General features: G+C 70.4%; 26 protein-coding genes and 4 tRNA genes. 8 read left to right on the forward strand and 22 right to left on the reverse strand.

Going from position 1 to position 24,175, the window contains the following annotated elements; all coding sequences use genetic code 11:
* Nucleotide 1 precedes the first annotated feature (1 nt).
* From LCD33_RS02575 to rplJ, 4 genes are all read right to left on the reverse strand, one after another.
* Entirely contained in the window at nucleotides 2-751 is a 750-nt protein-coding gene (locus LCD33_RS02575) for an ABC transporter permease (RefSeq protein ID WP_224956703.1), read from the reverse strand.
* A 59-nt stretch (nucleotides 752-810) separates the two neighbouring features.
* Complete coding sequence (locus LCD33_RS02580; RefSeq protein ID WP_224977473.1) at nucleotides 811-2,169, reverse strand: ABC transporter ATP-binding protein; 1,359 nt, start codon at nucleotides 2,167-2,169, stop codon at nucleotides 811-813.
* Nucleotides 2,170-2,657: 488 nt separating this feature from the next.
* Complete coding sequence (rplL, locus tag LCD33_RS02585) at nucleotides 2,658-3,044, reverse strand: 50S ribosomal protein L7/L12 (RefSeq protein WP_224956898.1); 387 nt, start codon at nucleotides 3,042-3,044, stop codon at nucleotides 2,658-2,660.
* A gap of 96 nt (nucleotides 3,045-3,140) precedes the next feature.
* The gene (gene rplJ / locus LCD33_RS02590; protein WP_224956899.1) at nucleotides 3,141-3,668 is read right to left on the reverse strand and encodes a 50S ribosomal protein L10; all 528 of its coding nucleotides are present in this window, start codon (nucleotides 3,666-3,668) and stop codon (nucleotides 3,141-3,143) included.
* 363 nt (nucleotides 3,669-4,031) lie between these two features.
* On the opposite strand from rplJ, the gene LCD33_RS02595 reads away from it, so the two are divergent.
* Nucleotides 4,032-4,859 (forward strand): hypothetical protein, encoded by an 828-nt coding sequence (locus tag LCD33_RS02595; RefSeq protein ID WP_374228403.1) that lies wholly within the window; start codon nucleotides 4,032-4,034, stop codon nucleotides 4,857-4,859.
* 59 nt (nucleotides 4,860-4,918) lie between these two features.
* Here the strand turns inward: LCD33_RS02595 and rplA are convergent, their stop codons facing one another.
* The 5 genes from rplA to LCD33_RS02620 all read right to left on the reverse strand — a co-directional run bounded on the left by rplA (nucleotide 4,919) and on the right by LCD33_RS02620 (nucleotide 7,798).
* Nucleotides 4,919-5,632, reverse strand: coding sequence for a 50S ribosomal protein L1 (gene rplA, locus LCD33_RS02600; RefSeq protein WP_224956901.1), 714 nt, complete (start codon nucleotides 5,630-5,632; stop codon nucleotides 4,919-4,921).
* Between the two features lie 71 nt (nucleotides 5,633-5,703).
* Nucleotides 5,704-6,138 (reverse strand): 50S ribosomal protein L11, encoded by a 435-nt coding sequence (rplK, locus tag LCD33_RS02605; RefSeq protein ID WP_224956902.1) that lies wholly within the window; start codon nucleotides 6,136-6,138, stop codon nucleotides 5,704-5,706.
* Nucleotides 6,139-6,308: 170 nt separating this feature from the next.
* The gene (gene nusG / locus LCD33_RS02610; protein ID WP_255614194.1) at nucleotides 6,309-7,181 is read right to left on the reverse strand and encodes a transcription termination/antitermination protein NusG; all 873 of its coding nucleotides are present in this window, start codon (nucleotides 7,179-7,181) and stop codon (nucleotides 6,309-6,311) included.
* Between the two features lie 121 nt (nucleotides 7,182-7,302).
* Nucleotides 7,303-7,692 (reverse strand): preprotein translocase subunit SecE, encoded by a 390-nt coding sequence (secE, locus tag LCD33_RS02615; RefSeq protein WP_224956905.1) that lies wholly within the window; start codon nucleotides 7,690-7,692, stop codon nucleotides 7,303-7,305.
* Nucleotides 7,693-7,725: 33 nt separating this feature from the next.
* A tRNA-Trp gene (locus tag LCD33_RS02620) sits at nucleotides 7,726-7,798 on the reverse strand.
* Nucleotides 7,799-7,999: 201 nt separating this feature from the next.
* Between LCD33_RS02620 and LCD33_RS02625 the strand changes: the two genes are divergently transcribed.
* Entirely contained in the window at nucleotides 8,000-9,238 is a 1,239-nt protein-coding gene (locus LCD33_RS02625) for a pyridoxal phosphate-dependent aminotransferase (protein ID WP_224967095.1), read from the forward strand.
* 41 nt (nucleotides 9,239-9,279) lie between these two features.
* Here the strand turns inward: LCD33_RS02625 and LCD33_RS02630 are convergent, their stop codons facing one another.
* From LCD33_RS02630 to LCD33_RS02660, 7 genes are all read right to left on the reverse strand, one after another.
* The gene (locus LCD33_RS02630; RefSeq protein ID WP_224977475.1) at nucleotides 9,280-9,705 is read right to left on the reverse strand and encodes a MaoC family dehydratase; all 426 of its coding nucleotides are present in this window, start codon (nucleotides 9,703-9,705) and stop codon (nucleotides 9,280-9,282) included.
* Nucleotides 9,702-10,166: a MaoC family dehydratase N-terminal domain-containing protein gene (locus LCD33_RS02635; RefSeq protein WP_224956908.1), complete on the reverse strand. Its 465-nt coding sequence runs from the start codon at nucleotides 10,164-10,166 to the stop codon at nucleotides 9,702-9,704. The genes LCD33_RS02630 and LCD33_RS02635 overlap by 4 nt, the downstream gene beginning before the upstream one ends.
* A gap of 106 nt (nucleotides 10,167-10,272) precedes the next feature.
* Nucleotides 10,273-10,437 (reverse strand): 50S ribosomal protein L33, encoded by a 165-nt coding sequence (gene rpmG, locus LCD33_RS02640; protein ID WP_224956909.1) that lies wholly within the window; start codon nucleotides 10,435-10,437, stop codon nucleotides 10,273-10,275.
* A 67-nt stretch (nucleotides 10,438-10,504) separates the two neighbouring features.
* A tRNA-Met gene (locus LCD33_RS02645) sits at nucleotides 10,505-10,580 on the reverse strand.
* An 88-nt stretch (nucleotides 10,581-10,668) separates the two neighbouring features.
* A tRNA-Thr gene (locus LCD33_RS02650) sits at nucleotides 10,669-10,741 on the reverse strand.
* A 133-nt stretch (nucleotides 10,742-10,874) separates the two neighbouring features.
* Complete coding sequence (locus tag LCD33_RS02655; RefSeq protein ID WP_224956910.1) at nucleotides 10,875-13,505, reverse strand: bifunctional diguanylate cyclase/phosphodiesterase; 2,631 nt, start codon at nucleotides 13,503-13,505, stop codon at nucleotides 10,875-10,877.
* Nucleotides 13,506-13,844: 339 nt separating this feature from the next.
* Entirely contained in the window at nucleotides 13,845-14,942 is a 1,098-nt protein-coding gene (locus tag LCD33_RS02660) for an alpha/beta hydrolase (RefSeq protein WP_224956911.1), read from the reverse strand.
* A gap of 28 nt (nucleotides 14,943-14,970) precedes the next feature.
* On the opposite strand from LCD33_RS02660, the gene LCD33_RS02665 reads away from it, so the two are divergent.
* Entirely contained in the window at nucleotides 14,971-15,402 is a 432-nt protein-coding gene (locus LCD33_RS02665) for a TIGR03668 family PPOX class F420-dependent oxidoreductase (RefSeq protein ID WP_224956958.1), read from the forward strand.
* Between the two features lie 269 nt (nucleotides 15,403-15,671).
* On the opposite strand, the gene LCD33_RS02670 is transcribed toward LCD33_RS02665, so the two are convergent.
* Entirely contained in the window at nucleotides 15,672-16,616 is a 945-nt protein-coding gene (locus LCD33_RS02670) for a VOC family protein (RefSeq protein WP_224956912.1), read from the reverse strand.
* Entirely contained in the window at nucleotides 16,613-17,113 is a 501-nt protein-coding gene (locus LCD33_RS02675; RefSeq protein ID WP_255614190.1) for a sigma-70 family RNA polymerase sigma factor, read from the reverse strand. Before LCD33_RS02675 ends, LCD33_RS02670 begins: the two co-directional genes overlap by 4 nt.
* A 165-nt stretch (nucleotides 17,114-17,278) precedes the next feature.
* Here LCD33_RS02675 and LCD33_RS02680 point away from each other — a divergent pair, with 165 nt between their 5' ends.
* Both LCD33_RS02680 and LCD33_RS02685 read left to right on the forward strand, forming a co-directional pair.
* Nucleotides 17,279-17,569 carry a hypothetical protein gene (locus LCD33_RS02680; RefSeq protein WP_224956916.1) on the forward strand — a complete coding sequence of 97 codons (291 nt, stop codon included), beginning with the start codon at nucleotides 17,279-17,281 and terminating at the stop codon, nucleotides 17,567-17,569.
* A gap of 451 nt (nucleotides 17,570-18,020) precedes the next feature.
* Nucleotides 18,021-18,341 (forward strand): hypothetical protein, encoded by a 321-nt coding sequence (locus LCD33_RS02685; protein ID WP_224967094.1) that lies wholly within the window; start codon nucleotides 18,021-18,023, stop codon nucleotides 18,339-18,341.
* A 125-nt stretch (nucleotides 18,342-18,466) separates the two neighbouring features.
* Here LCD33_RS02685 and LCD33_RS02690 read toward each other — a convergent pair whose 3' ends face one another.
* Entirely contained in the window at nucleotides 18,467-19,021 is a 555-nt protein-coding gene (locus tag LCD33_RS02690) for an alpha/beta fold hydrolase (RefSeq protein WP_224977476.1), read from the reverse strand.
* 78 nt (nucleotides 19,022-19,099) lie between these two features.
* Here LCD33_RS02690 and LCD33_RS02695 point away from each other — a divergent pair, with 78 nt between their 5' ends.
* A complete protein-coding gene (locus LCD33_RS02695; protein ID WP_224977477.1) occupies nucleotides 19,100-19,924 on the forward strand; it encodes an SAM-dependent methyltransferase in 825 nt (274 codons plus the stop codon).
* A gap of 502 nt (nucleotides 19,925-20,426) precedes the next feature.
* On the opposite strand, the gene LCD33_RS02700 is transcribed toward LCD33_RS02695, so the two are convergent.
* Both LCD33_RS02700 and LCD33_RS02705 read right to left on the reverse strand, forming a co-directional pair.
* A complete protein-coding gene (locus LCD33_RS02700; protein WP_224956919.1) occupies nucleotides 20,427-20,852 on the reverse strand; it encodes an SH3 domain-containing protein in 426 nt (141 codons plus the stop codon).
* Between the two features lie 397 nt (nucleotides 20,853-21,249).
* Nucleotides 21,250-21,330: transfer RNA gene (locus tag LCD33_RS02705), tRNA-Tyr, on the reverse strand.
* A 125-nt stretch (nucleotides 21,331-21,455) separates the two neighbouring features.
* On the opposite strand from LCD33_RS02705, the gene LCD33_RS02710 reads away from it, so the two are divergent.
* On the forward strand, nucleotides 21,456-21,947 hold the full coding sequence (locus LCD33_RS02710) for a YajQ family cyclic di-GMP-binding protein (protein ID WP_224967093.1): 492 nt from the start codon (nucleotides 21,456-21,458) through the stop codon (nucleotides 21,945-21,947).
* 330 nt (nucleotides 21,948-22,277) lie between these two features.
* Nucleotides 22,278-23,159: a glucose-1-phosphate thymidylyltransferase RfbA gene (rfbA, locus tag LCD33_RS02715; RefSeq protein ID WP_224977478.1), complete on the forward strand. Its 882-nt coding sequence runs from the start codon at nucleotides 22,278-22,280 to the stop codon at nucleotides 23,157-23,159.
* A 4-nt stretch (nucleotides 23,160-23,163) separates the two neighbouring features.
* Here the strand turns inward: rfbA and htpX are convergent, their stop codons facing one another.
* Nucleotides 23,164-24,033 carry a zinc metalloprotease HtpX gene (gene htpX / locus LCD33_RS02720; RefSeq protein WP_224956922.1) on the reverse strand — a complete coding sequence of 290 codons (870 nt, stop codon included), beginning with the start codon at nucleotides 24,031-24,033 and terminating at the stop codon, nucleotides 23,164-23,166.
* Nucleotides 24,034-24,175 lie beyond the last annotated feature (142 nt).

A 24,175-nucleotide genomic window follows, 5' to 3' on the forward strand; every position in this document is an offset into this window, starting at 1 on the left:
CTCACATCCCCTTGGGCGGCACGACCTGCAGGTAGATCGTGGTCAGAATGAAGTTCACCGCGAACAGCAGCAGGAAGGTGATCACCACGGCCTGGTTCACCGCGTCGCCCACGCCCTTCGGCCCGGGCGGCGGGTTCAACCCGCGGTAGGCCGCGACCACGCCCGCCAGGAAACCGAAGATCAAGGCCTTGAGCTCGCTGATCCACACGTCCGGCAGCTGCGCCAGCGCGTTGAAGCTCGCCATGTAGGCGCCGGGCGTACCGCCCTGCATGATCACGTTGAAGAAGTAGCCGCCGAGCACGCCGACGACGCTGACCATGCCGTTGAGCAGCACCGCCACCAGGATCGCCGCCAGCACCCGCGGCACCACCAGCCGCTGCACCACGGAGACGCCGAGCACCTCCATCGCGTCGATCTCGTCGCGGATCTTCCGCGAGCCGAGGTCGGCGCAGATCGCCGAACCACCGGCACCGGCGATCAGCAGCGCCGTCACGATCGGGCTGGCCTGCTGGATGATCGCCAGCACGCTCGCGCCACCGGTGAACGACTGGGCGCCGATCTGGCGGGTCAGCGAACCCAGCTGCAGCGCGATGACCGCGCCGAACGGGATCGCCACCAGCGCGGTGGGCAGGATGGTCACGCTGGCGATGAACCAGCACTGCTGGATGAACTCACGGAACTGGAACGGCCGGCTCGGGATGGACCGGACCACGTCCAGTCCCAGTGCGAACAACCGGCCCGTCTCGCGCAATGCTCCCGATCCCGGGAATGATCGTGCGCTGCTCGCCCGCGATCGCGTGGGCGGTGCGCTCACTGCTCACCACCTTTGCGGCGTCCGAACCAGCGGCGGCGCGCGCTCACCGGTTCGTCATCGGGCTGGAAACCGGACTGCAGCGGCGGTTCCCCGCGCGGGCGGGGCCGCGGCGAAGGGCGCGCCCCGTGTCCGGGTTGGGCGGGTCCGTGCGAACCCGGGGTCTGCTGCGGCCTGCCCTGCGGGGCGGGCGCCGGTTGCTGCGGGGCGGCGTGCCGGGTCGCGGGGTTCGGCGTCGTCGGGTTCGGCGTCGTCTGCTCGGCCGGTCCCTGCGGAGCCTGCTGCGCGGCCGCGGCGGGCTGCTGCGGTACCTGCGCGACCTCGCCCTGCGACAGGGTGCCGCTGCGCGCGCCCGCGGTCGCCGGGGCTCCTTCGCGGATCCCGTAGCGCTCCCGCTCCTGCGGGGTGAGGCTCTTGAAGATCTCCTGCTGCGCCGACGGGGTCAGCGAACCCAGGTTCGCCATCACCCGGTCCTGCCTGCGCCGCACCGCGGTGCGCTCCGGCAGGCCCGGCGTCGCCTCCAGCTGGGGCATGATGTGCGGGACGCCCTGCTCCCCGCGCAGCTCGGCGAGCTCGGCGGCCGCCTGGCCGGCGTCCTTCTCCTCGCTCATCCCGATCGGACCCTGCCTGCGGCCGTTGAGGAACTGCTCCACCACCGGTTCCGTCGAGGTCAGCAGCACCTCCCGCGGCCCGTACATCACCAGGTTGCGGCGGAACAGCATCCCGATGTTGTCCGGCACCGTGCGGGCCGTGTTGATGTCGTGCGTGACGATCAGGCAGGTCGCGTCGATCTGCGCGTTCAGGTCCACGATCAGCTGGTTCAGGTAGGCCGTGCGCACCGGGTCCAGGCCGGAGTCCGGCTCGTCGAACAGCAGGATCTCGGGATCGAGCACCAGCGCCCTGGCGAGCCCGGCGCGCTTGCGCATGCCGCCGGAGATCTCGCCCGGCAGCTTGGTCTCGGCACCGAGCAGGCCGACCATCTCCATCTTCTCCATCACGACCTGGCGCACCTCGGACTCGTTCTTCCGGGTGTGCTCGCGCAGCGGGAAGGCGATGTTGTCGTAGAGGTTCATCGAGCCGAACAAGGCGCCGTCCTGGAACAGCACGCCGAAAAGCTTCCGGATCTCGTAGAGGTCCTTCTCCGCGCAGTCGCAGACGTCGACGCCGTCGATCAGAACCTTGCCCTGCTCCGGCTTCAGCAGCCCCACCAAGGACTTCAGGAAGACCGACTTGCCGGTGCCCGACGGACCCAGCAGCACGCTGATCTCGCCGGTCGGCAGGGTCAGCGTCACGTCCCGCCAGATGGTCTGCGCGCCGAAGGACTTGGACAAGCCCTCGACCCTGACCTCGACACCCATCCGGCACCTCCGCGTTCCTTCGTTGGCCGCGTTACTCGCTGGCATCACTCCGCCAAGTGCAGTAGCGCACCCGAACGGGGAGCCTCGCATATGTGACTCGACTAACCGACGTCAGGAGCGTCACACCTATGCAACGAGCGAGACGCGCACAGGTTACTCACGAGTTCAGTTAGATTCCCAGAGCGCGGCGCAAATCGTTCCGAACTGTCCGGATCTGTGGTTTCGCAGACCGAAAAAATCAATGAAATGTGCACGGACCGCAAAAAGGCGGGCACCCGGGGTGGGTCCCCCCCTTCTCATGCCACTCGCGGAATGATCTTTTCAACGCGGGCCGGGCGGACGGGGAGATCCAGTGCACGGATCTCCCGCGACGATCGTTATCCGATCGATTCGCGGACCGCCCGGCGCCCTCCGCTGAGCATTCCGGTTCGCGGCGGAAGTGCATGCCGACCGTGACACCGCGTGAGCGGTGCCCGGCCGGCGGGAGATCACTTCAGGGTGATCTTGGCGCCGGACTCCTCCAGCTTGGCCTTGGCCTCGTTGGCCTTGTCCTTGTCGACCTTCTCCAGGAGGGCCTTCGGGGCGCCCTCGACGAGCTCCTTGGCCTCCTTCAGGCCCAGGCCGGAGACGACCTCGCGGACGACCTTGATGACCTGGATCTTCTTGTCGCCGGCGTCCTCGAGGACGACGTCGAACTCGTCCTGCTCCTCGACCTCGGCGGCAGCGCCACCGGCGGCCGGGGCGGCCACGGCCGCGACCGGGGCGGCGGCGGTGACGTCGAAGGTCTCCTCGAACTGCTTCACGAACTCGGAGAGCTCCAGCAGCGTCATTTCCTTGAAGACGTCCAGCAGCTCGTCGTTGCTCAGCTTGGCCATGACGGCGTTCCTTTCAGATCTGCGTCCGCCTCGGCGAACGGGTGCGATGTGCGGGCGGAATCCCGGCGCGCGCGCAGCGTTCCGGGCCGGGACGGATCAGGAGTCCGACTCGGCGCCCTTCTTCTCCTGCAGCGCGGCGGCCAGGCGCGCGACCTGGGACGCCGGAGCGGCGAACAGGCCTGCGGTCTGGTTCAGCTTGCCCTTCAGCGCGCCGGCCAGCTTGGACAGCGTGACCTCGCGCGAGTCCAGGTCGGCGATCCGCTCGACCTCGGAAACCGAGATCGCGCGGCCGTCCATGTAGCCGCCCTTGATCACCAGGGCCTGGTTGTCCTTGGCGAAATCGCGGAGCGCCTTCGCCGCGTCCACCGGCTCGCCCTCGATGAAGGCGATCGCGGTGGGGCCGACGAACAGGTCGTCGAGGCCTTCGACCCCGGACTGCTCGGCGGCCCGCTTGACGAGCGTGTTCTTCGCGACCCGGTAGGTCGTGCCCTCGCCCAGGGCGGTGCGCAGCTGCCCCAGCTGCGCCATGGACAGCCCGCGGTACTCGGTCACCACGGTGGTGGTCGCGGTGTTGAACCGCGAAGCGATCTCTTCGACCGCGTCGACCTTCTCCGGCTTTGCCATGTCGCCTCCTCTCTTCGATCGACTCGGAATCCCGCGAAAGCGGATTCGTAGCCGGTTGACGATCCCGAGGAGACGAAAAACGCCCCGGCGCAGCAGGCACGGGGCGGAAACTCAGCACCGGCGCGCATGCGCGCTCAGGTGCGGCCACGTCCTCCTGCGCGGGCCGCCCGCATCGCAACGGGACCTTCGTTTCCGCGCATCGCGAGCGACGCGTGGAAAGACCAGCGGTCTTGGGTGGAACTGCGACCAGAGTACTGCACCCCCGCGGCAGCTCGGACGGCACCCCCGCAGGTGGGCGGCCCGACGCAACCGCCGCGGCGCGGGACGATCACCACCCTTGCCCGGCACGGCAAGATGTCATTCGTGGCCGACCCGAACGAGTCGCACCGCGACGACCGAACCCCCCGCCCGGACGCGACCCCCGAAGTGGTGGACGCCGAACTCGTGCCGGATCCGCCGCGCACCCCGCCGGTGAGCGCGCCCGCACCCGACGACGAGCAGGCCCGGCAGTACGAGCAGTACCAGCGGTTCCTGGAGTTCCAGCGGTTCCAGGAGTGGCAGCGCGGGCAGGACGGCACCGGCGGGGGGGCCCCCCCCCCGCCCCCCCCGCCCGCCGCGCCGCCCCAGCCGCAGGGCAGGCCGTGGTGGAAGAAGGCGCTGGTCCTGCTGTGGTCGCTGCTGCGGCCGCTGCTCGGGAGGCTGCTGTTCCTGCTCGTGACGGTGGCGCTGGTCGTGCTGCTGCTGTTCTGGCTGCTGTCCAAGCTGCTCGGTGGCGTCACCGGCGGTGGCGGAGGAGGCGGTGGGACCGGCGGCGCTCCCCCGGACGCCGCGCCCGTCACCCCGCCGTCGCCACAACGCGTCGTCCGCGCCTTCTACGGCTACGTCGCGCACCAGCCGGAGCAGGTCTGCGCCCTGTTCACCCCCGAAGGCGGGAGCGCCTTCGCCTACTACTCGCAGACCGCCGACTGCGCCGCCGCCGCGGTCGCGGCGCACGAGAAGGTCACCGAACCGAACTCGTTCAGCAGCCCGCGCTTCACCAACGACGTCATCCAGGAGAGCGAGGGCACGGCCGTCGTCGACTCCTGCGCGCTGAGCGTGTCCGGTGGCCCGCCGCTCGGGAAGTTCAGCATGTCCCGCCAGCCCAACGGCGGCTGGCAGATCGACAACTACGAACCCGCCGCCTGCTCCTGAGAATGCGAAAGCGGGGCGCCCCCCGGAAGGGGACGGCCCGCTCGCAGCGGAAGTCCGCGTCAGGCAGGAGCCTCGGTGAGGTTCCGGGTCAAGCTCGGGTCCACCGGGATGCCCGGGCCCATCGTCGTCGTGAAGGTGACCTTCTTGACGTAGCGGCCCTTGGAGGTGGACGGCTTGGCACGCAGGATCTCGTCCAGCGCGGCCGCGTAGTTCTCCACCAGCTGCGTGGTGTCGAACGAGGCCTTGCCGATGATCAGGTGCAGGTTGGCCTGCTTGTCCACCCGGAAGCTGATCTTGCCGCCCTTGATCTCGGAGACGGCCTTCGTGACGTTCGGGGTGACGGTGCCGGTCTTCGGGTTCGGCATGAGGCCGCGCGGCCCGAGGACTCGCGCGATCTTGCCGACCTTCGCCATCTGGTCCGGGGTGGCGATCGCCGCGTCGAAGTCGAGCCAGCCGCCCTGGATGCGCTCGATGAGGTCTTCGGAGCCGACCGCGTCCGCGCCGGCGGCCTCGGCCTCGGCGGCCTTGTCCCCGGTGGCGAACACGATGACCCGGACGGTCTTGCCAGTGCCGTGCGGCAGGTTCACGGTCCCGCGGACCATCTGGTCGGCCTTGCGCGGGTCGACGCCCAGACGCAGGGCCACCTCGACGGTGGGGTCCATCTTGACCTTGGCGGTCTTCTTGGCCAGCTCGACGGCCTCCAGCGGCGCGTACAGCCGCGCGCGGTCGACCAGCTCGGCGGCCTGCTGATATGCCTTGCTGCGCTTAGTCATTCTCTGTCCTTAACGGTGGATCAGTCGTGGTCGCGTAGGGCTGCGCGAGCCCTCCCACACGTGCCGGTTCGTCAGCCTTCGACGGTGAGACCCATCGACCGGGCGGTGCCGGCGATGATCTTCGAGGCCTGGTCGAGGTCCTTGGCGTTGAGGTCGACCATCTTGGTCTGCGCGATCTCGCGGATCTGGTCCGCGGTGACCTTGCCGACCTTCGACTTGTGCGGCTCGCCGCTGCCCTTCTGCACACCCGCGGCCTTCAGCAGCAGCTTCGCCGCCGGCGGGGTCTTCAGGTTGAAGGTGAAGGAGCGGTCTTCGAACACGGAGATCTCGACCGGCACCACGTCGCCGCGCTGGCTTTCCGTGGCGGCGTTGTAGGCCTTGCAGAACTCCATGATGTTCACGCCGTGCTGGCCCAGCGCCGGGCCGACGGGCGGAGCCGGGTTGGCCTGGCCTGCCGAGATTTGCAGCTTGATGATCGCTGCGAGCTTCTTCTTCTTGGGCGGCATCTCTAGCTTCCTAGTGTCTTCGGTGTCCGTTCGCCCGACCCGAGGACGGGCCGGGCACGGGCGGGGACCACGACGGTGGCATCGCCCGTTCCCGCGGCAGGTCCTGCCAGAGCCTGCCGCAGCCGCCGGAATCCCCTCGTCGGCCCGTCGCCGGGCTTCCGGGGAACCGGTCAGATCTTGGAAACCTGGTTGAACGACAGCTCGACCGGCGTCTCCCGGCCGAAGATCGACACCAGCACCTTGAGCTTCTGGTTGTCGGCGTTGACCTCGCTGATCGTCGCGGGCAGCGTGGCGAACGGGCCGTCCATGACGGTGATCGACTCGCCGACCTCGAAGTCCACCTCGACCGAGGGCTTCGCGGACGCGGCGGGCTGGGCGGCCTTCTTGCCCTGCTCCGGCTTCGCTTCCTTCTCCGCCTGCGGCGCGAGGAACTTCAGCACGTCGTTGATGCCCAGCGGCGAAGGCTGCGAGGTCGCACCGATGAACCCGGTGACACCCGGGGTGTTGCGGACCGCGCTCCACGAGGCGTCGTTGAGCTCCATGCGAACCAGGATGTAGCCGGGCAGCACCTTGCGCTGCACCAGCTTGCGCTGGCCGTTCTTGATCTCGGTGACCTCTTCGGTGGGCACCTCGACCTGGAAGATGTAGTCCTCGACGTCCAGCGTCTGGGCGCGGGTCTCCAGGTTCGTCTTGACCTTGTTCTCGTAGCCGGCGTACGAGTGCACGACGTACCACTCGCCCGGAGCGCGGCGCAGCGCGGCGCGCAGCTCCTCGACCGGGTCGGCCTCGGCCTCTTCCTCGGCTTCGGCTTCCTCGGCCTCGGCGCTCTCCGCTTCGGCTTCGGTGCTCTCGGCGCCGTCGTCCTCGGTGGACTCCGCGGACTCGGCCGCTTCGTCGGTCGCCGCGTCGTCCGCCGAGGCCTCCTCGTCGGCGCCGGTGGTCGAACCGGTGTCCTCGCCGGAGTCGGCGCCGCGAGCGGAGTCGACGTCGTCGGCCACCGCCGACTCCTCGGCCTCGGCCGGCGCACCGGTCCGGCCGGTCAACTCCTGGTCCTCGTGGGAGGTCCCGTCTCCTGAGGTCACAGTGGGTCTCGCTTCCTCTCGTGCGTTATGCGCCGGGTCGATGGCGCGACAGCGGCCCGCTGTTCGCCGCGGGCCGTGGCGCTCAGCCGAACAACCAGAGCACGCCCTTGGCGAACAGCACGTCCAGGCCGGCGACGAACGCCACCAGAATGCTGACGAACACGAGCACCACGAGCGTGTAGGTGATCAGTGCCCGGCGTGTCGGCCAGATGACCTTGCGCAGCTCGGCGACGACCTCGCGCAGGAAGCGCCACACCTTGCGGAACGGCGAGACCCGACCCTTCCGGCCGTCTCGCGACGGAGTCGGCCGACCCTTCGACTCAGTTGTGCGGGTGGCACCGGAGTCCGGCCCGCCCGCACCGCCCTGCCGGGCGGAAGCGCGGGAGGCGCGACGCTCGCGTCGTGCGGCGGCGCTGGAGGGCTGAGCGGCATCCTGCTGCTCGTCCGGCCCCTGCTCGCGGTCGTCGCTCACGCCTGCTTCCTCCGCTCACCGTGTGCATCGACGCAGGGGTGACAGGACTCGAACCTGCAACCTGCGGTTTTGGAGACCGCTGCTCTGCCAATTGAGCTACACCCCTTCGCGACCGTCGGCCGCGTCGGAACACACCATACGCCAGCCCCGAAACCGGCCTACGCCGAGTTCGGGTGCGGGTGTACCGGCATCCCAAGACGGGAAGTGTACGGGATCGCTCCGCGCCTCCTGCACGGGCGGTCCGACAACGGCGAACGCCGAGGCGGGGAGCGTGCCGCCCCGGTTCGCGCTCTGCGAAGATGTTCCCATGTCAGCACCACTGGACCAGTCCGAGTCAGGCACCTCGAAGCGGCGCGTCTCCGCCCGCGTCGGCGGCATCAGCGAGTCCGCGACGCTCGCGGTCGACTCGAAGGCGAAAGCGCTCAAGGCGGCCGGGCGGCCCGTCATCGGCTTCGGCGCCGGCGAGCCCGACTTCCCCACCCCGCAGCCCGTCGTGGACGCCGCGATCGCGGCCTGCGCCGACCCGCGCAACCACCGCTACAGCCCCGCCGCGGGCCTGCCGGAACTGCGGGAGGCGATCGCGGCGAAGACCCTGCGCGACTCCGGGCTGACCGTCGACCCCAGCCAGGTGCTGGTCACCAACGGCGGCAAGCAGGCCGTCTACCAGGCGTTCGCCACGCTGCTCGACCCGGGCGACGAGGTGCTGCTGCCCGCTCCCTACTGGACGACCTATCCGGAGGCGATCGAGCTCGCCGGGGGCGTGCCGGTCGTGGTGCCCACCGACGACACCACCGGGTTCCTCGCGAGCGTCGAGCAGCTGGAGGCCGCTCGGACCTCGCGCACCAAGGTCCTGCTGTTCAACTCCCCGTCCAACCCCACCGGTGCCGTGTACCCGCCGGAGCAGGTCCGGGCCATCGGCGAGTGGGCGGTGCGCAACGGGATCTGGGTCATCACGGACGAGATCTACGAGCACCTGGTCTACGGCGATGCCGAGCACGTCTCGATCGCCGCGCAGGTCCCGGAGCTCGCCGACACCTGCGTGATCCTCAACGGCGTCGCGAAGACCTACGCGATGACCGGCTGGCGGGTCGGCTGGATGATCGGCCCGAAGGACGTGATCAAGGCGGCCGCGAACCTGCAGTCGCACCTGTCGTCGAACGTGGCGAACGTGTCGCAGCGGGCCGCGCTGGCGGCGGTGAGCGGATCGCTGGACGCCGTCGCCGACATGCGCGCCGCGTTCGACCGGCGCCGCCGCACCATCGTCGAGATGCTCTCGGCGATCCCGGGCGTGACCTGCCCGGAGCCCGAGGGCGCCTTCTACGCGTACCCGTCGGTGCAGGAGCTGCTGGGCAAGGAGATCCGCGGCGCCCGCCCGAAGACCAGCGCGGAGCTCGCCGAGCTCGTGCTGGAGCAGGCCGAGGTCGCCGTGGTGCCCGGGGAGGCCTTCGGCACCCCCGGCTACTTCCGGCTGTCCTACGCGCTCGGCGACGAGGACCTCGTGGCCGGCGTGCAGCGCGTCGCCGACCTGCTCGGCGAGGCGAAGTGAGCCGGGCCGCGCCCATGACGCCGCTCGGAGCCGATCAGCCGCTATTCCGGCAGCCGCACGACGGCGTTGGCGCCGCCGAGGACCGACTGGTCGTCGCTGCGGGCCGTGATGAGCACCTTCGCGGTGCCGTCCTCGTTCACCGCGGACACCTTGCCGCTCAGCTCCACCCGTGCCCCGACCCCGTCGTCCGGGACCACCACGGGGCGGGTGAACCGCACCGAGCAGTCCACGATCGCCGCCGGGTCGCCGGTCCACTCCGACACCAGCCGGCCGGCCAGCGCCATCGTGAACATCCCGTGCGCGATCACGTCGGGCAGGCCCACCTCGGTGGCGAACCGCTCGTTCCAGTGGATCCGGTTGAAGTCCCCGGACGCGCCCGCGTACCGCACCAGGTCCTCGCGGGTCACCGCGACGCTCAGCGCGGGCAGCTCGTCGCCCTTAAACACCTCGGACAGCCGCACCGTCATGCCTGTTCCCCCTGCTCCGCCGTACCGCGCGCCACCAGCGTCGAGATCGCCGTGCACACCGGTTCGCCGTCCGCGGTGGCGATCTCGGCGCGCACCGTGAGGAAGTCGTTGCCCGCGCGGGCCTTGATGTCGTCCACGACCACGGAGGTGCGCAGCACATCCCCGGCCCGGATCGGGCGGTGGTGGGTGAAGCGCTGGTTGCCGTGCACGACCTTGCTGTAGTCCAGCCCGAGCGCGGAGTCGGCCACCACCGCGTCGTGCGCGCGCATCGAGAGGATCACCGCGAACGTCGGCGGGGCGATCACGTCCGGATGTCCGGCGGCCTGCGCGGCCGCGGCGTCGCGGTGCAGCGGCGAGGAGTCCTTGATGGCGTCGGCGAACTCGCGGATCTTCTCGCGGCCGACCTCGTAGGGCTCCGTGGGCGGGTATTCACGTCCGATGAATGACTGGTCTAGCGGCACCAGCGCAGGCTACCGACCGCACCACCGGACTCCGGCACCAGACGCGAAGAACCCGCCGCGGCCAGCAGGCCGGGCGGGTTCTCCGAGTCCGTCGGGAGCGCTGTGGTCAGCGAGTCTCCTTGTGGGTGCGGTGCGTACCGCAGTGGGGGCAGAACTTCTTCATCGCCAAGCGGTCCGGGTCGTTGCGCCGGTTCTTGTTGGTGATGTAGTTGCGGTTCTTGCACTCCTCGCAGGCCAAGGTGATCTTGGGGCGAACGTCGGTGGCGGCCACGGAGGTGCCCTTCCTCTCTCGTACTGCGTCCTAGGAGGCTCGCTCGACAGGCGTGGGCGAACCGAAGTGGTAGCGGTGGCCGGACTTGAACCGACGACACAGCGATTATGAGCCGCTTGCTCTACCGACTGAGCTACACCGCCGAGGACAACCTGACAGGTTCTTCACCGAGGTTACCTCATGCAAAACAGCCGCAGCACCCAGATACCCGAGCACCGCGACTGTTTTCCGAGCCCCAATACGGAATCGAACCGTAGACCTTCTCCTTACCATGGAGACGCTCTGCCGACTGAGCTATTGGGGCATGTCCTTGCGGAGCGATTAGAACTCTACACACCCGCCGAACCGGCCTTGCGACGGGGGTCCTCTTTCGGGGTAGTCCCAGCTCAGCGGGCACTTCTCGACCGCAGGAGCCGGGATCCGGCCACCGCGGACGATCAGTGCACCAGTGTGAGCACCGTCTCGGACTTGGCGCCGCGGGCCTTCACCGTCCGGGCCTGCAGCCACGCCTCCAGCCGGTCCTCCGGCAGCGGCCGCGAGATCAAGTAGCCCTGCGCGATGTCGCAGCGCATCCCGACGAGCTGGTCCCGGGCGGCGTCGTCCTCCACGCCCTCGGCGACCACGACCAGGTCCAGCGAGTGCCCGAGTTCCACGATGGTGCGCACCACGGCCATGTCGCTGAGATCGGTGCCCATGCCGAGCACGAAGCTCTTGTCGATCTTCACCTCGTCGACGGGCAACGTCCGCAGGTACGCCAGCGAGGAGTAGCCGGTGCCGAAGTCGTCCACGGCCAGCACCACGCCGAGCGCGTGCAGCCGCCGCAACACCGGCATGGAGCGCTCCGGCTCCTCCATCACGGAGGACTCGGTGAGCTCGAAGGTGAGCAGTTCCGGCGGCACGTCGTGGCGGCGCAGCGCCTCCGCGACCCGGTCCGGGAAGGACTCGTCGTTGAGGTTGCGCACGGACAGGTTCACCGCGACCGACATCCGCAGGTCCCGGTCCATCCACTCCCGCACCTTGATCAGCGCGCGTTCCATCACGAAGGACGTCAGCGCGTCGACCAACCCGGTGGCCTCGACCACCGGCACGAACTCGTCCGGGTCGAGCCGGCCGTACTCCGGGTGCCACCAGCGCACCAGCGCTTCGGCGCCGACGACCTGCCTGCCGGGCAGCGCGACCTTCGGCTGGTAGTGCACTTCGACCTGGCCGGTGTCCAGCGCCTGCCGGAACTGGGTGACCAGCTGGAAGCGGCGCAGGAACACCTGGCCCATGGCCGGGGCGTAGCCGCGGACCACGTCCTTGGCGTTGCGCGCCGCGCGCACCGCCACGTCGGCGTGCTGCAGCAGCGTGTCGATGTCGTTCTCGGCCTCCGCATCGGCCGGAGCCGAGGAGGAGAAGCCCGCGACGCCGCCCGCCTCCACGACGAGCCGGTCCAGCGGGTACGACTCCCCGATGACCTCGCAGAGCCGGGTACCGACCGCGTGCGCCTGCTCCTCGGTGTGGTCGATGAGCAGCACCGAGAACGAGTTGGCCTCCAACCGGGCCAGCGGCACCTCCGGCCCGAGCTCGCCGAGCATCCGCTGCCCGGCGGCGACCACGATCCGGTCGCCCCAGGTGTAGCCGAGCGCTTCGCTGACCGTGGTCAGCAGGTCCAGGTCCACCCGCAGCACCACCGCGGTCCGCCCGGCGCGCAACTCCTCTGCCGCCATCTCGCGGAAGCCCGCGCGGTTCAGCAGCCCGGTGAGCAGGTCGTGGTAGGCGTCGTGGCGCAACCGCGCCAGCAGCCGCCGGTTGTCCATCGCGGTCGCCAGGTGGCTGGCGAGGGTGTGCAGCAACCGCACGTCGGCGCGACCGAACCCGCGCCACCGGCTGACCCGGTCGTGCGCCTCCACCGCGCCGAGCAGCTGGTTCGCGCCGCGCAGCGGCACCACCAGCGATTCGTAGGCGCCGCGCATCCGCAGCGCGCGGCGCACCTCGTCGGGCGCTTCGAGGGTGCGGAAGGACCGCACGTGGCTGCCCGGCAGCTGCAGCAGCGGGTCGTCGCGCAGCGCGTGCGGCCCCGCGATCCGGGCGGCTTCGGGGAGCGGTTCGCCCGCGACGAGGGTGCTCACCTCGCCGCGCGGGTCCAGCCGCAGGCGCAGCACCACGCGGGTGGCGTTGAGCTGTTCGCGGATGCGTTCCGCGACCGGTTCCCATTCGGTGACGGAGGTGGTGTCGTCCTCCGGTTCGGAGGGGTTGCGCACGGCGGCCTGGCCGGATCTGGCGACGCTGAGACTCACGTCGCTCAGCGCCTCCAGGTCGCGCTGCTCGCGCAGCAGCCCGGAGTAGGCGCGGTAGAGCCCGACGACGGCGACCGCGACCAGCGCCACCAGCAGCCAACCCCAGCGGGTGCTCTTGGCGACCTCGTAACCGATCAGTCCGACCGAGGTGTTGAGCAGGCCGACCGCGAGGGTGCGCACGGACAACCGCCCGGCGGCGCTGACCCGCATCGCCCCGCCGAGCACGTGCAGCGCGGCGAGCGCGAAGGCGCAGCTGATCAGCGGAGAGGTGAGGGTGCCGACGACCGGGCCGAACCAGTCCGGGGCGGTCTCCGGCAGGGAGCGCTGCACGGCCGTGGCGACCGCGAAGGGGACCGCGATCTCCAGGCACAGCACGCCCGCGTTGTAGACGACGTGGGTGGCGGCGCGCCGCCCGACCTGGGCGCCGAGCCCCGCGAGCAGGTTGGCCGCCAGCACCACTTCGAACGGCGCGGTCAGCAGGCCGAGGATCAGCGGGATCTCGGTGAAGGAGATGGTCCAGCCGACGCGCTTGACGTCGACGTCGATGGTGAGCTGCTCGGCGACGAGGAAGCCGATGGCCAGCAGCGGCCCGATGTAGAGCAGGCTGGCGTCGTAGCGGAACTCCAGCGCGGAGGACGTCAGACCGGAGACGAGCAGTCCGACCAGGAGCGTGACCGCGGAGAACGCGGTGAACACCCGCCGACGCGCCGGATCGACCTCGGCCCGCACCGGCGGACGCGGGGTGTCCAGCGTCGCCTCCGGATCGAGGGTGTGGTGACTCTCGATCATCCACCCTCCTCCTGCCCGGCGACACGAATGTCGCACCGGATTGCCGAGCCGATCGTGACTCACGACGGGCACGGTTGGCCAGGGCCGAGCGGCCCGCCGAGCGCCGTCAAGATCCGTTTTCCGGGCGACCGGCGCGCGGTGCGCGCTCGGACCACCTGCGCAGACATCGAACTGACCAGCGGCTTCGACCAGTACCATCCTGGCCGCTGCGGTGCCGCCACGTCCCGACGACCCGGCAGCGGGCGATGTGAAAAAGGCCGCAGCAACCGATCAGTGACCATGCGGAGAGTATCCACGAAACACGGGGAGTGACCGCAGTTCCGTCAATCGGAGCAACGGTCAGGTCAAGCCTAGTTCGTCTACGTAATCACGGACCGCTCGATCGAGATCAGCCAGCCCCGATTCCTCGGTCGGCAGGTGTCCCGCCCCGTTCAGCTCGGCGAACCGCCCCCGCGCGCCGAGCCGGTCGAAGAACTCCTGGGACAACCGCGGCGGGCTCCACCGGTCTTCGGCCGGGTGCGCCAGCAGCACCGGCGGACCCGCGTAGTCCTCCGGCTCCACCGCGGGCGCGGCGACGAGGTAGCTGCGCAGGAAGCCCAGCGACATCCAGTTCCCGCCCGCGAGCGGGTCGGCCCAGATGGCGTGCGCGAACTGGGCGTGGTTCGACATCGCGGCGATGTTCACCAGCCACCGCACCGGAGCCCACGCTGGAGGCAGCGGCATCGGCACCGAACCGGGCAGCAGCCCGAGGAGTCCGGACCACCGGCCCACCTCGGGCGTGGTCGCCAGCATGCGGCGCACCTCGTCGCGACGCGGATCCGCGAGCCCCGTCACCAGCACTCCGGCGACCGAACCACCGGCTCCCGCGCGCGCCGCCACGTCGTAGGCCAACCGCCCAGCCGATCCCACACCCATCAGGACCACGGGCCGCTGGTCCGTTCGCCGCTCGGCCGCGACCAGGTCGGTGACGCACCGCAGCCAACCGGCGTAGGTGACGTTGCGCAGTCCGCTGGAGGTCAGGCCGAACCCCGGCAGGTCGGGCGCGAGGAACTCCAGGTCGGCGAGCGCGGGCAGCCGCCCGTAGGGCGTGAGCATCCGCCCGTAGCCGCCGATCCCGTGCAGCGCGATGACCTTCGCCGGCGCGTCCAGGCGCGCGATCCGGTCCAGGTGCACGCGTCTGCCGCGCCAGGACCACCACTCCTCGACCGGCATGCCCGGGGCCGGTGCCTCGGGCTGCACCGCCGTGTTCGGCAGTGCCTCGGCCGGCAGGCCCCGGCCGGCCAGGCGTCGGCTCGCCGAGCCGCGCGGTTCCGCGTCCGGCTCGGGTTCCAGGCTGAGCCCGCTGGGGAAGAACTCCTGGTAGCGGAGCCAGTGCCGGTGCTCCGCGTAGCTGGGACCGACCGCGGTGTCGGATCCTGGTTCGGAAACTGCTCGCACACCACGAAGGTACGGAGTGGGCTCCACGATGCGCATCGGCCACGAGCAGGCTCGCCACTGGTTCCGGGAGTCCCGGGTGGCCCGGCTGGCGACCGCCGACCCGGCGGGCCTGCCGCACCTCGTCCCGGTCACGTTCGCGGTCGACGGCGACCTGCTGGTCACCGCCGTCGACCACAAGCCGAAGTCGACGACCTCCCTGCGGCGCCTGCGCAACATCGAGCGGAATCCGCAGGTCGCCCTGCTGGTGGACCACTACGCCGAGGACTGGGAGCGGCTGTGGTGGGCACGGGCCGACGGGCTCGCCGAACTCGCCGAGGCGGAACAGCACCCGCACCTGGTGGCGGCGCTCGCGGCGAAGTACGAGCAGTACCGGCAGCGACCACCGCACCTGACGTTGATCGTCGTGCGGGTGTCGCGGTGGAGCGGCTGGCGTGCGGCTGGTGATCGCTCTCACGGCTGAACCCCTCCTGTCGTCGGTTCCTCGCCTCGCCAGGTCGGGTGGCGAGTCCCGTCGGACTGCTCGTGGCGGTGGTGCGGGGCCCGCTGTCGGCCCGCTGGTTCGGCTCGGCCCCTCGGGCCTGTGGCCTCCGGGCCGATTCCCCGGGGCCGGCTTTTCGGATCTGGGTGGAGAGACCTGCGTGCCCGGCTATCGGGCGCGCTCGGCCCTGAGATCTCAGGTCCGGGTGGCCGGCCGCGGGAAGTCGGATTCGGATGTTCGGTTCCTGCGGATCACTCGGCGGCCCCCAGCAGGTAGAACGTCCGCCCCTGGTTGTCGGTGCAGGTCGCGAGCCGTCCGTAGGGCATGTCCGCGGGCTCCTCCGCGTTCCCGCCGTGCGCCCGCACCTCGGCGAGCGTGGCGTCCAGGTCGTCCGCGCGGAAGCACAGCGTCACCTCGCCGGTGTCGCTGCCGTGCATCCCCGCCATCGGCTGCACGTCCTCGATCTGCCAGCCGTCCTCGACGTTGCCGGGACCGAACCGCCAGCCGAGGACGGCGCCGTAGAACTCCTTCGCGAGCGCGGTGTCCGGCGTGGCGATGGTGATGTAGTCGATGTCCCCGTGCCGCGGTGGCCGCGGCGCCGCCGGTTCGGAGCTCACCTCGGCCCGCCCGGGTGGGGTCATGATCATCCACCGGTGGCCGAACGGGTCGTCGAACCGGCCGGAGCGGCCGTAGGGGTGCTCCTCGACGTCGCCCACCACGGTCGCGCCGTGCTCCCGCGCGCGCTGCACGACGGCGTCCACGTCGGGAACCTCGACGTGCAGGGTCGTGCTGGCGCCGCCGCGGTGCACCGGCGCGAGCATGTCGATCTCGGGGAACTCGTCGGCCAGGAACAGCGCGCTGCCACCGACGTCGAGCTCCACGTGCCCGAGCCTGCCGTCGGCCATCGCGTACGGCTCGGCGCGCAGCCGGGCACCCAGCACCGCGCCGTACCAGTCGATCGCCCGCTGCGCGTCCGACACGGCGAGGTACGGCGTCAACGTCATGGCCACCCGGTCGGACAGGTCCACCCGCTGCTCGCGGGCGGCGCCGGTGCGGGTGGATTCGGTGTCGGTCATGGTCACTCCTCGGTCGTCGAGCAGCGCGCGCTCCAGCCGGTCCCGCAGTCGTCCGGCGAACTGCGGAGACGGCTCGGCGGGCACGATCGGCTCGCGAAGAGCGTCGAACGGGTCGGTCATCGCCGTCGCCCTCCTCCGGTGCCCGATGCGTCGCTGGTTGCTTCGTACTCGCGGCGGAATGCCGCTCTGGCCCGGACCAGCAGCGCCTCGGTGGCGTGCACGGTCCGGTCGAGGTGCTCGGCGACCTCGGGCACGGGCAGCCCGTCGAGGTAGCGCAGCGTCAACGCCGCGCGATGGTGCTCGCCCAACCTCGCCAGCACCTCCCGTGCCCGCAACACGTCCAACCGGACGTCCCACAGGTCCTCGTCGTCCCGTGGTTCCTGCTGTTCCAGCCGTTCCAGCCCGCGTCGTTCCCGGCCGATCGCGCGCCAGTGGTCGGCGAGCTTGTGCCGGGCGATGCCGACCAGCCACGCCACCGTGGGGGGACTCCCCGACCGTTTCCGGGCGGCCTGCACCGCCGCGAGGAACGTGTCCGCGGTCAGGTCCTCGCTCAACGCGTGATCCCCGGAACGACCGAGCAGGTAGCCGTACACGTGCGGCAGCGCCTCGTCGTACATCTCGAGCAACGCCGCCGCCGGGTCCGGTTGCACCTGCGGTCGCTTCACATCCCCATAGTCGTTCGGGAGCGCGGTGCTCCGACGCCCTCGACCGCCCTCCGTTCGGGTGATGCGAGGTCGGCACCGCGCAGGGCGGGCTCGACCGCGACCTCTAACCTGCGGTGCGTGTCGGAAGAGCTGGTCCCCTCCCCCGAGCTGTCCCGCCTCGCGGCGGCGCTGGCCGTCCTCGACGAGCACGCCGAGCTCAACCACCGCTACCGGCGGCTGATCACCGATTCCCGGAGCGCGCTGAGCGCCCCGCTGCTCCGAACCACCCAGGCGCGCGGCATCGGCAAGAAGCTCCTGGTGCTGGTGAAGGCGGCCGGACCCGGGTTCCCCGACACCCTCGCCGCGGCGGACCGCACCGCCCTGGAGGACGGGCTGGCGCAGGCGGACGAACTCGTCTTCCACACCTGACCGCGCCCCGGCCGCTCAGGCGAGTTCGACGTCCTCGATGCCGGCGAGCGGCCTGAGCAGCGCATCGACCGATCGGGTCCGGACCGATCGCCCCTCCCGGGCGGCGCGGGCCCGGTCTCCCGCGCCGACGGTGCGGCCTGTGCTCGTCGATCCCCGCTTGACCGGGGACGAACACCAGCCGGTTCGCCTTGATCGCCAGCGAGATGCGGTACGGCTCGTACCGGTCGAGGTCGTGCGTCGCGCGGTGCATCGAAGTCAGGCCACCGACCAGCTCGAACGGTGGGCCGCGACTACCGGGGTGGGACCGCGAGCGGCGCGGGGGCACCGCGCACGACCACTCCGAATCAGAGCCCCGGCGCGCCGGTCCGGTGCCGCGGGACGAGCTCGACCACCACGCGTGATCGCGTCCCGGGGTGGGCACCCTCCGGCGGAGACCGGCGGAAGGAGACCCATGAACGCACCGGAACCGACCACCGAGCAGATCACCGCCTGGCGCAACCTGCTGGACGCGTTCGCCCAGGTCAGCGCGTCCTGGGACGCCGCGGTCGCGATCGACCGGGACGCGGGGCCCGACGAGGGCCCGACGAGCTCGGTGCCGGAACCGCTGCACGCGTCGTTCGCCCGCGCGGCGGCGGAGACCTCGGACGTGCTCACCGGGATCGCCGAAGCGCTCGCCGAGCACGAGGAAGGCGGGACGTTCGCGGAGGTGGCGCGGACGCAGCGCGCCGCGCGCGACGCCTGGTCGTCGGCCCACTCGTCCAGCAGCGGCTGACCGGATCAGCGCCCGGCGAAGCGGCCCGTCACCTCGACCAGCACGTCCGCCACGGCACCGCGCCCGCCGTGCCCCTGGTCGTCGACCAGGCGCAGTTCCGCGTCGGTCCGCACCTGCGCCAGGTGTCACGCGGTGTCCGGCGGCGTGCTCACGTCGCTCCGGCCGTGCACCAGCGCCCCCGGGATCCTGTTGAGCCGCACCGCGTTCCGCAGCAGTTCACCGTCCGCGAACCACGCGTCGTGCCGCCAGTAGTGCGTGACCAGCCGCGCGAACGCGAGCCGGAACTCCGGGTCGGCGTAGCGAGGATCGGGGCGGGCGTGGCCCACCGCCACGTGCGCTTCCTCCCAGCGGCACCAGTCCAGCGCGGCCCTCGCCCGCACGGTGGGGTCCGGGTCGTGCAGCGACCGGCTGTAGGCGTCGACGAGCCTGCCGTCCCGGTCGGCCGCGGGGACGCCGGCGCGGAACCGCTCCCACTGCTCGGGGAACACGCGCCGCATGTCCTGCGTGATCCACTCGACTTCGCGGTGCGTGGTGGTGCCGACGCTGAACAGCACGAGTTCGGTGACCCGCTCCGGGTGCAGTTCCGCGTACGCGAGCCCCAGCGTGGAACCCCACGCCCCTCCGAAGACCATCCACCGGTCGACACCGAGGTGGCGGCGCAGCAGTTCGACGTCCGCCACCAAAGATTCGCTCTGTCGTTCGCACCGGCCGACCGCGCATACTTCCCGTTGCTCACCGTCTCAGCAGAGGAGGTTCCGGTGCACCCGGAACGGCAGTCCGCGCCCGACCTGTCCGGCATCACCGGTAGCCCGGACACGAGCGGTCCGAACGCGGCCCGGATGTACGACTACTACCTGGGCGGCTCGGCGAACTTCGCGGTGGACCGCGCCACGGCCGACGAGCAGATCGCGGTGCTGCCGAGCGTGGCCTCCACCGCGCGCGCGAACCGCGCCTTCCTCGGCCGAGCCGTGCGGATGTGCCTGGAATCCGGCGTGAACCAGTTCCTCGACCTGGGATCCGGCGTGCCCACCGTCGGCAACGTGCACGAGATCGCCCACCAGATCGACCCGGAAGCCCGCATCGCCTACGTGGACCGGGAACCGATCGCGGTGGCGCACAGCCGCCGGTTGCTGCGCGGCGACGAACGGGTGTCCGTCACCCAGGCCGACCTGACCGAACCCGAGAAAGTGCTGTCTGCGCCCGGCGTGGCGAACCTGCTGGACTTCAGCAAGCCGGTCGCGGTCCTCGCGATCAGCGTGCTGCACTTCGTGCGCGACGACCAGGACCCGGCGGGAATCCTCGCCACCTACCGCGACGCCTGCGTCCCCGGCAGCTTCCTGGCCATCTCGCACACCACCGCCGAAAGCCTCGCTCGGTCCACTGTGGACGAAGGATTGGCGATCTACCAGCGCACCTCCACCCCGGTTTTCCCGCGCCCCATCGCGGAAGCCCCCGGGCTGCTGGGGGGATACGAGGTCCTGGAACCGGGCGCCACGCTCGTCACGAACTGGCGGCCGGACTCCGAACCCGACCCGGCATCACCCGTCGCCAACACCTGGGCCGTCGTCGGCATCCTGCGATGAGCGGCAGGAAGGCGCCCGTCTGACATCTCCCTTCGGAGGTGGAACACCCCCGCACGTCACGATTCCACTTGACTCCACTCCCCACGGAGCCCTGTCGGATCACGACCTGAGCCGGTACGGAGTTTCACGCCCTACGGGCGGACGCGAAGTGCCTCAGCCGCGACGGACAAGCCGCACGTGACGGTTTCGGAGCGGCTCGACTGCCAGAGAACGCCCAAACCCAGCCGACGCGGGGTCGTCGTCAGGCGACCGGACAACGCAGAACGGCCCGGTAACCCTGTTCTTGCAGGTCACCGGGCCGTTGTGGCTGGTGTGCCAGGTGGAGGATTCGAACCTCCGAAGCTTGCGCGGCCGATTTGCAGAGTGGCGCCTGTAAAGCTCTGACGTGCGGAGACTTTGTGGCGCGGGTCAATGTGACCATTGATTGACCGGGTGCTCCATCATGCGTCCACGCGAAGACCGATCCCATTTCATGTCGCCACTCAGAGGTGACCGCGTGAACTCACTCGCCCTGTGTCAGGCAGGGAGCCGCCACGTAGTGGATCCCGCCGAAATATTCGATCGGCCACCAGACATTGTTGGGTACGGCATGCCCGCAGACTGGGCCGAAGGTATCGCCGTGCACGCCCTGCTGCGGCATCACAACCCGGTCTCCCCTGTTCAGCTTGCCGGTCACCGGAGCGCCGAGGCTGGGAGCACTGCGGACGTTCACATTGTCATCGACCGCCACGTACCAGCCACCGTACGCGTGCGCCTGTGACGCGGGAGCCGTTGCCTCTTCGGGCGCAGCGGCTTGCGCTGTCGACCCGATCAGGCCGACCGTCCCGGCCACCGCGCAAGTCAGGATCGCCATCCGGGCCCTCTTGCCCGTTGTTCCAGTCATGTCATCCCCCAGCTGAACTTTGATGATCTGTGCAGGTCCGCCCACCGGATCAAGGTCAATGCGGAGATGATCCTACGGAAAACACGGCTGTCTCGGTGGTGGTTCGGGAAGTTCGGGCACGGTCTGGGCAAAGACGGCTCTGACGGACAACCCGTTGGAAGCGGTCAAGGGGAAGCGGCCTACCGCGCGTCTCCGCCAGGTCGATTCGCAGTCGGTGGCGAATCCGGTGCAGGCTCGAACGCTGCTGTCCTGCGGGTGTACGCGAAGTGCCTCGACGGGGGCGAGCAAGCCGCCCGGGATCGAGTCGGCGCAGCCCTCGGGCCGTGGCCAGGGATTGGCCAGAACTAGCCGTACAGAGCCGGTAGGGACCGTACACAGCCGGACAGCAGCAAACGGCCCGGTGACCCTGTTCTTGCAGGTCACCGGGCCGTTTCGGCTGGTGTGCCAGGTGGAGGATTCGAACCTCCGAAGCTTGCGCGGCTGATTTACAGTCAGCTCCCTTTGGCCGCTCGGGCAACCTGGCGTCGCTAGCCGGCTCGCGCTGGCTTGCGGGAACAAGGATACAGACTCGCGGCGACCGCTTCCCGAGGGGGTGGGGCCGGTAGCGTGTCCGGGCGACAGGGCCCGTTTCAACAGGAGGTGCGCGAGGTGGCAGACCCGTCGTTCGACGTGGTGAGCAAGGTGGACCGGCAGGAAGTGGACAACGCGCTGAACCAGGCGGCGAAGGAGCTCGCCAACCGGTTCGACTTCCGCGGCACCGGCACGAAGATCCAGTGGTCCGGCCAGGAGGGGATCGTGCTGGAGTCCGAGACCGAGGAGCGGTGCCGGGCCGCGATCGAGGTCTTCAAGGAGAAGCTGATCAAGCGGGGCATCTCGCTGAAGGCCTTCGACGTGGGTGAGCCCGCCAGCTCGGGGCAGATCTACCGGGTCAGCGGCAAGGTGGTGCAGGGCATCGAGCAGGACGTCGCGAAGAAGATCTCGAAGAAGATCCGCGACGAGGGCCCGAAGGGCGTGCAGGCGCAGATTCAGGGCGACCAGCTGCGGATCTCCGGCAAGAAGAAGGACGACCTGCAGAACGTCATCCAGCTGCTGAAGGCCACCGACTTCGACGTGGCGCTGCAGTTCGAGAACTTCCGCTGATCGTCGGACGCCCCGACGCGGACCGGCGCGGCCGGGCCGGGTGCCATCACGGGGAGGCAGCACCCGGTCCGGGATGTCGGAACGCACCCGCAGCACCGCCCACGATCGCCGCAGTCGCCCGAACGGGGGCGACGCGGGCATCGGGGCGACCGGGCCGCGGAGAAGACGATCCAGGAAGGTTCAGCGCCCGGCGGCCCAGGAGGCCCATCACCTGGCCCGCCCAGCGCGATGCGGCAGTGCGGCGGCCCACTGCCGCCGGGAAACCGCACGGATCCCCGAATCCGGTCGACTACCGTGGGGACCGACCCACGGGCTCTGGAGGGATGCCGGGTGAGAGGAATCGTGCTCGCAGGAGGCAGCGGCACCCGGCTGCACCCGCTGACGCAGGGCGTGTCCAAGCAGCTGCTCCCCGTCTACGACAAGCCGATGGTGTACTACCCGCTGTCGGTGCTGATGCTCGCCGGGATCCGGGACGTGCTGCTGATCTCCACCCCGGTGGACCTGCCGCTGTTCCAGCGCCTGCTCGGGGACGGCTCGCAGCTCGGGTTGAACATCGAGTACGCGGAGCAACCGCAGCCGAACGGGCTCGCCGAGGCGTTCGTGATCGGCGCCGACTTCATCGGCGGCGACCCGGTGGCGCTGGTGCTGGGGGACAACATCTTCTACGGCCAGGGCTTCTCGCGAGTGCTGCAGCAGTCCACCCGGGACCTGCACGGCTGCACGCTGTTCGGCTACCCGGTCCGCGACCCGCACCGCTACGGGGTGGGCGAGGTCGACGCGGACGGCAAGCTCGTCTCCATCGTGGAGAAGCCGGAGCGGCCGCGGTCGAACAAGGCCATCACCGGCCTGTACTTCTACGACAACGACGTGGTGGAGATCGCCCGCGGCCTGGCGCCCTCACCCCGCGGCGAGCTGGAGATCACCGACGTCAACATGGCCTACCTGCGGCAGGGTCGCGCCCACCTCACCGAGCTGGGGCGCGGCTACGCGTGGCTGGACACGGGCACGCACGACTCGCTGCTGGAGGCCGGGCAGTTCGTGCAGGTGCTGGAGCACCGGCAGGGCGTCCGGATCGCCTGCCTGGAGGAGATCGCGCTGCGGATGGGGTTCATCTCCGCCGACCAGTGCCATGCGCTCGGCAGCAAACTCGCGAAGTCCGCCTACGGCGAGTACGTCATGGAGGTCGCCCGCGCGGGGGGCGCCGGGACCTGACGCGTCAGGGCAGCAGCCTGCGGCCGGCCATCCCTTCGAGCCGCTGCACCCGATCGCTGATCGGCGGGTGGGTGGAGAACAGGCGGGCCATCCGCTCCCCCGGCCGGAACGGGTTCGCGATCATCAGGTGGGACTGCGAGACCAGCTGCGGTTCGGGGGCGAGCGGCGCCTGCTGGGTGCCGCGCTCCAGCTTGCGCAGCGCGGAGGCGAGCGCCAGCGGGTCGCCGGTGAGCTCCGCGCCGGAGGCATCGGCCTGGTACTCGCGGGACCGGCTCACCGCCATCTGCACCACCGCGGCCGCGACCGGCCCCAGCAGCGCGATCAGCAGCATCGCGACCGGGCTCGGCCGGTCCTCGTCGCGCCCGCCGAACATGCCGAACAGCATGCCGAAGTTCGCCAGGAAGGTGACCACGCTGGCCAACGCCCCGGCCACGCTGGAGATCAGGATGTCCCGGTTGTACACGTGGGACAGCTCGTGCCCGAGCACGGCGCGCAGCTCGCGCTCGTCGAGCAGTTCGAGGATGCCGGTCGTGCAGCAGACCGCGGCGTTGCGCGGGTTGCGGCCGGTGGCGAACGCGTTCGGCGCCCGGGTGGGGCTGATGTAGAGCGCGGGCATCGGCTGCCGCGCGGAGGTCGCCAGCTCCCGCACGATGCGGTACATCGCGGGCTGCTCCGCCTCCGAGACGGGTCGTGCGTGCATGGAACGCAACGCCAGCTTTGCCGAATTGAAATAGGCGTAGCCGTTCATGCCGAGCGCCACGACCAGCGCCACGACCAGGCCCAGCCGGCCGAACAAGGAGCCCACCAGAAGGACCAGGGCGCTCATCCCGCCCAGCAGCAGCGCGGTCTTGAGTCCGTTGAAGTGCCCACCCACCGCGCTGTGCCCTCCGTGCCTGTCGCCGCTCACCGCTCGTTCGCCTCCGGACCTTCCTGGGATCGCCCCCGACCTGCGGAATCGTTGCGCCGTCCCGGTCGGGATCCACTGGGAAAACGCGCGGCGCGCGGGTGAAGTTCCG

It is taken from the genome of Saccharopolyspora sp. 7B (assembly GCF_020177435.1).
GTDB lineage: Bacteria > Actinomycetota > Actinomycetes > Mycobacteriales > Pseudonocardiaceae > Saccharopolyspora_C > Saccharopolyspora_C gregorii.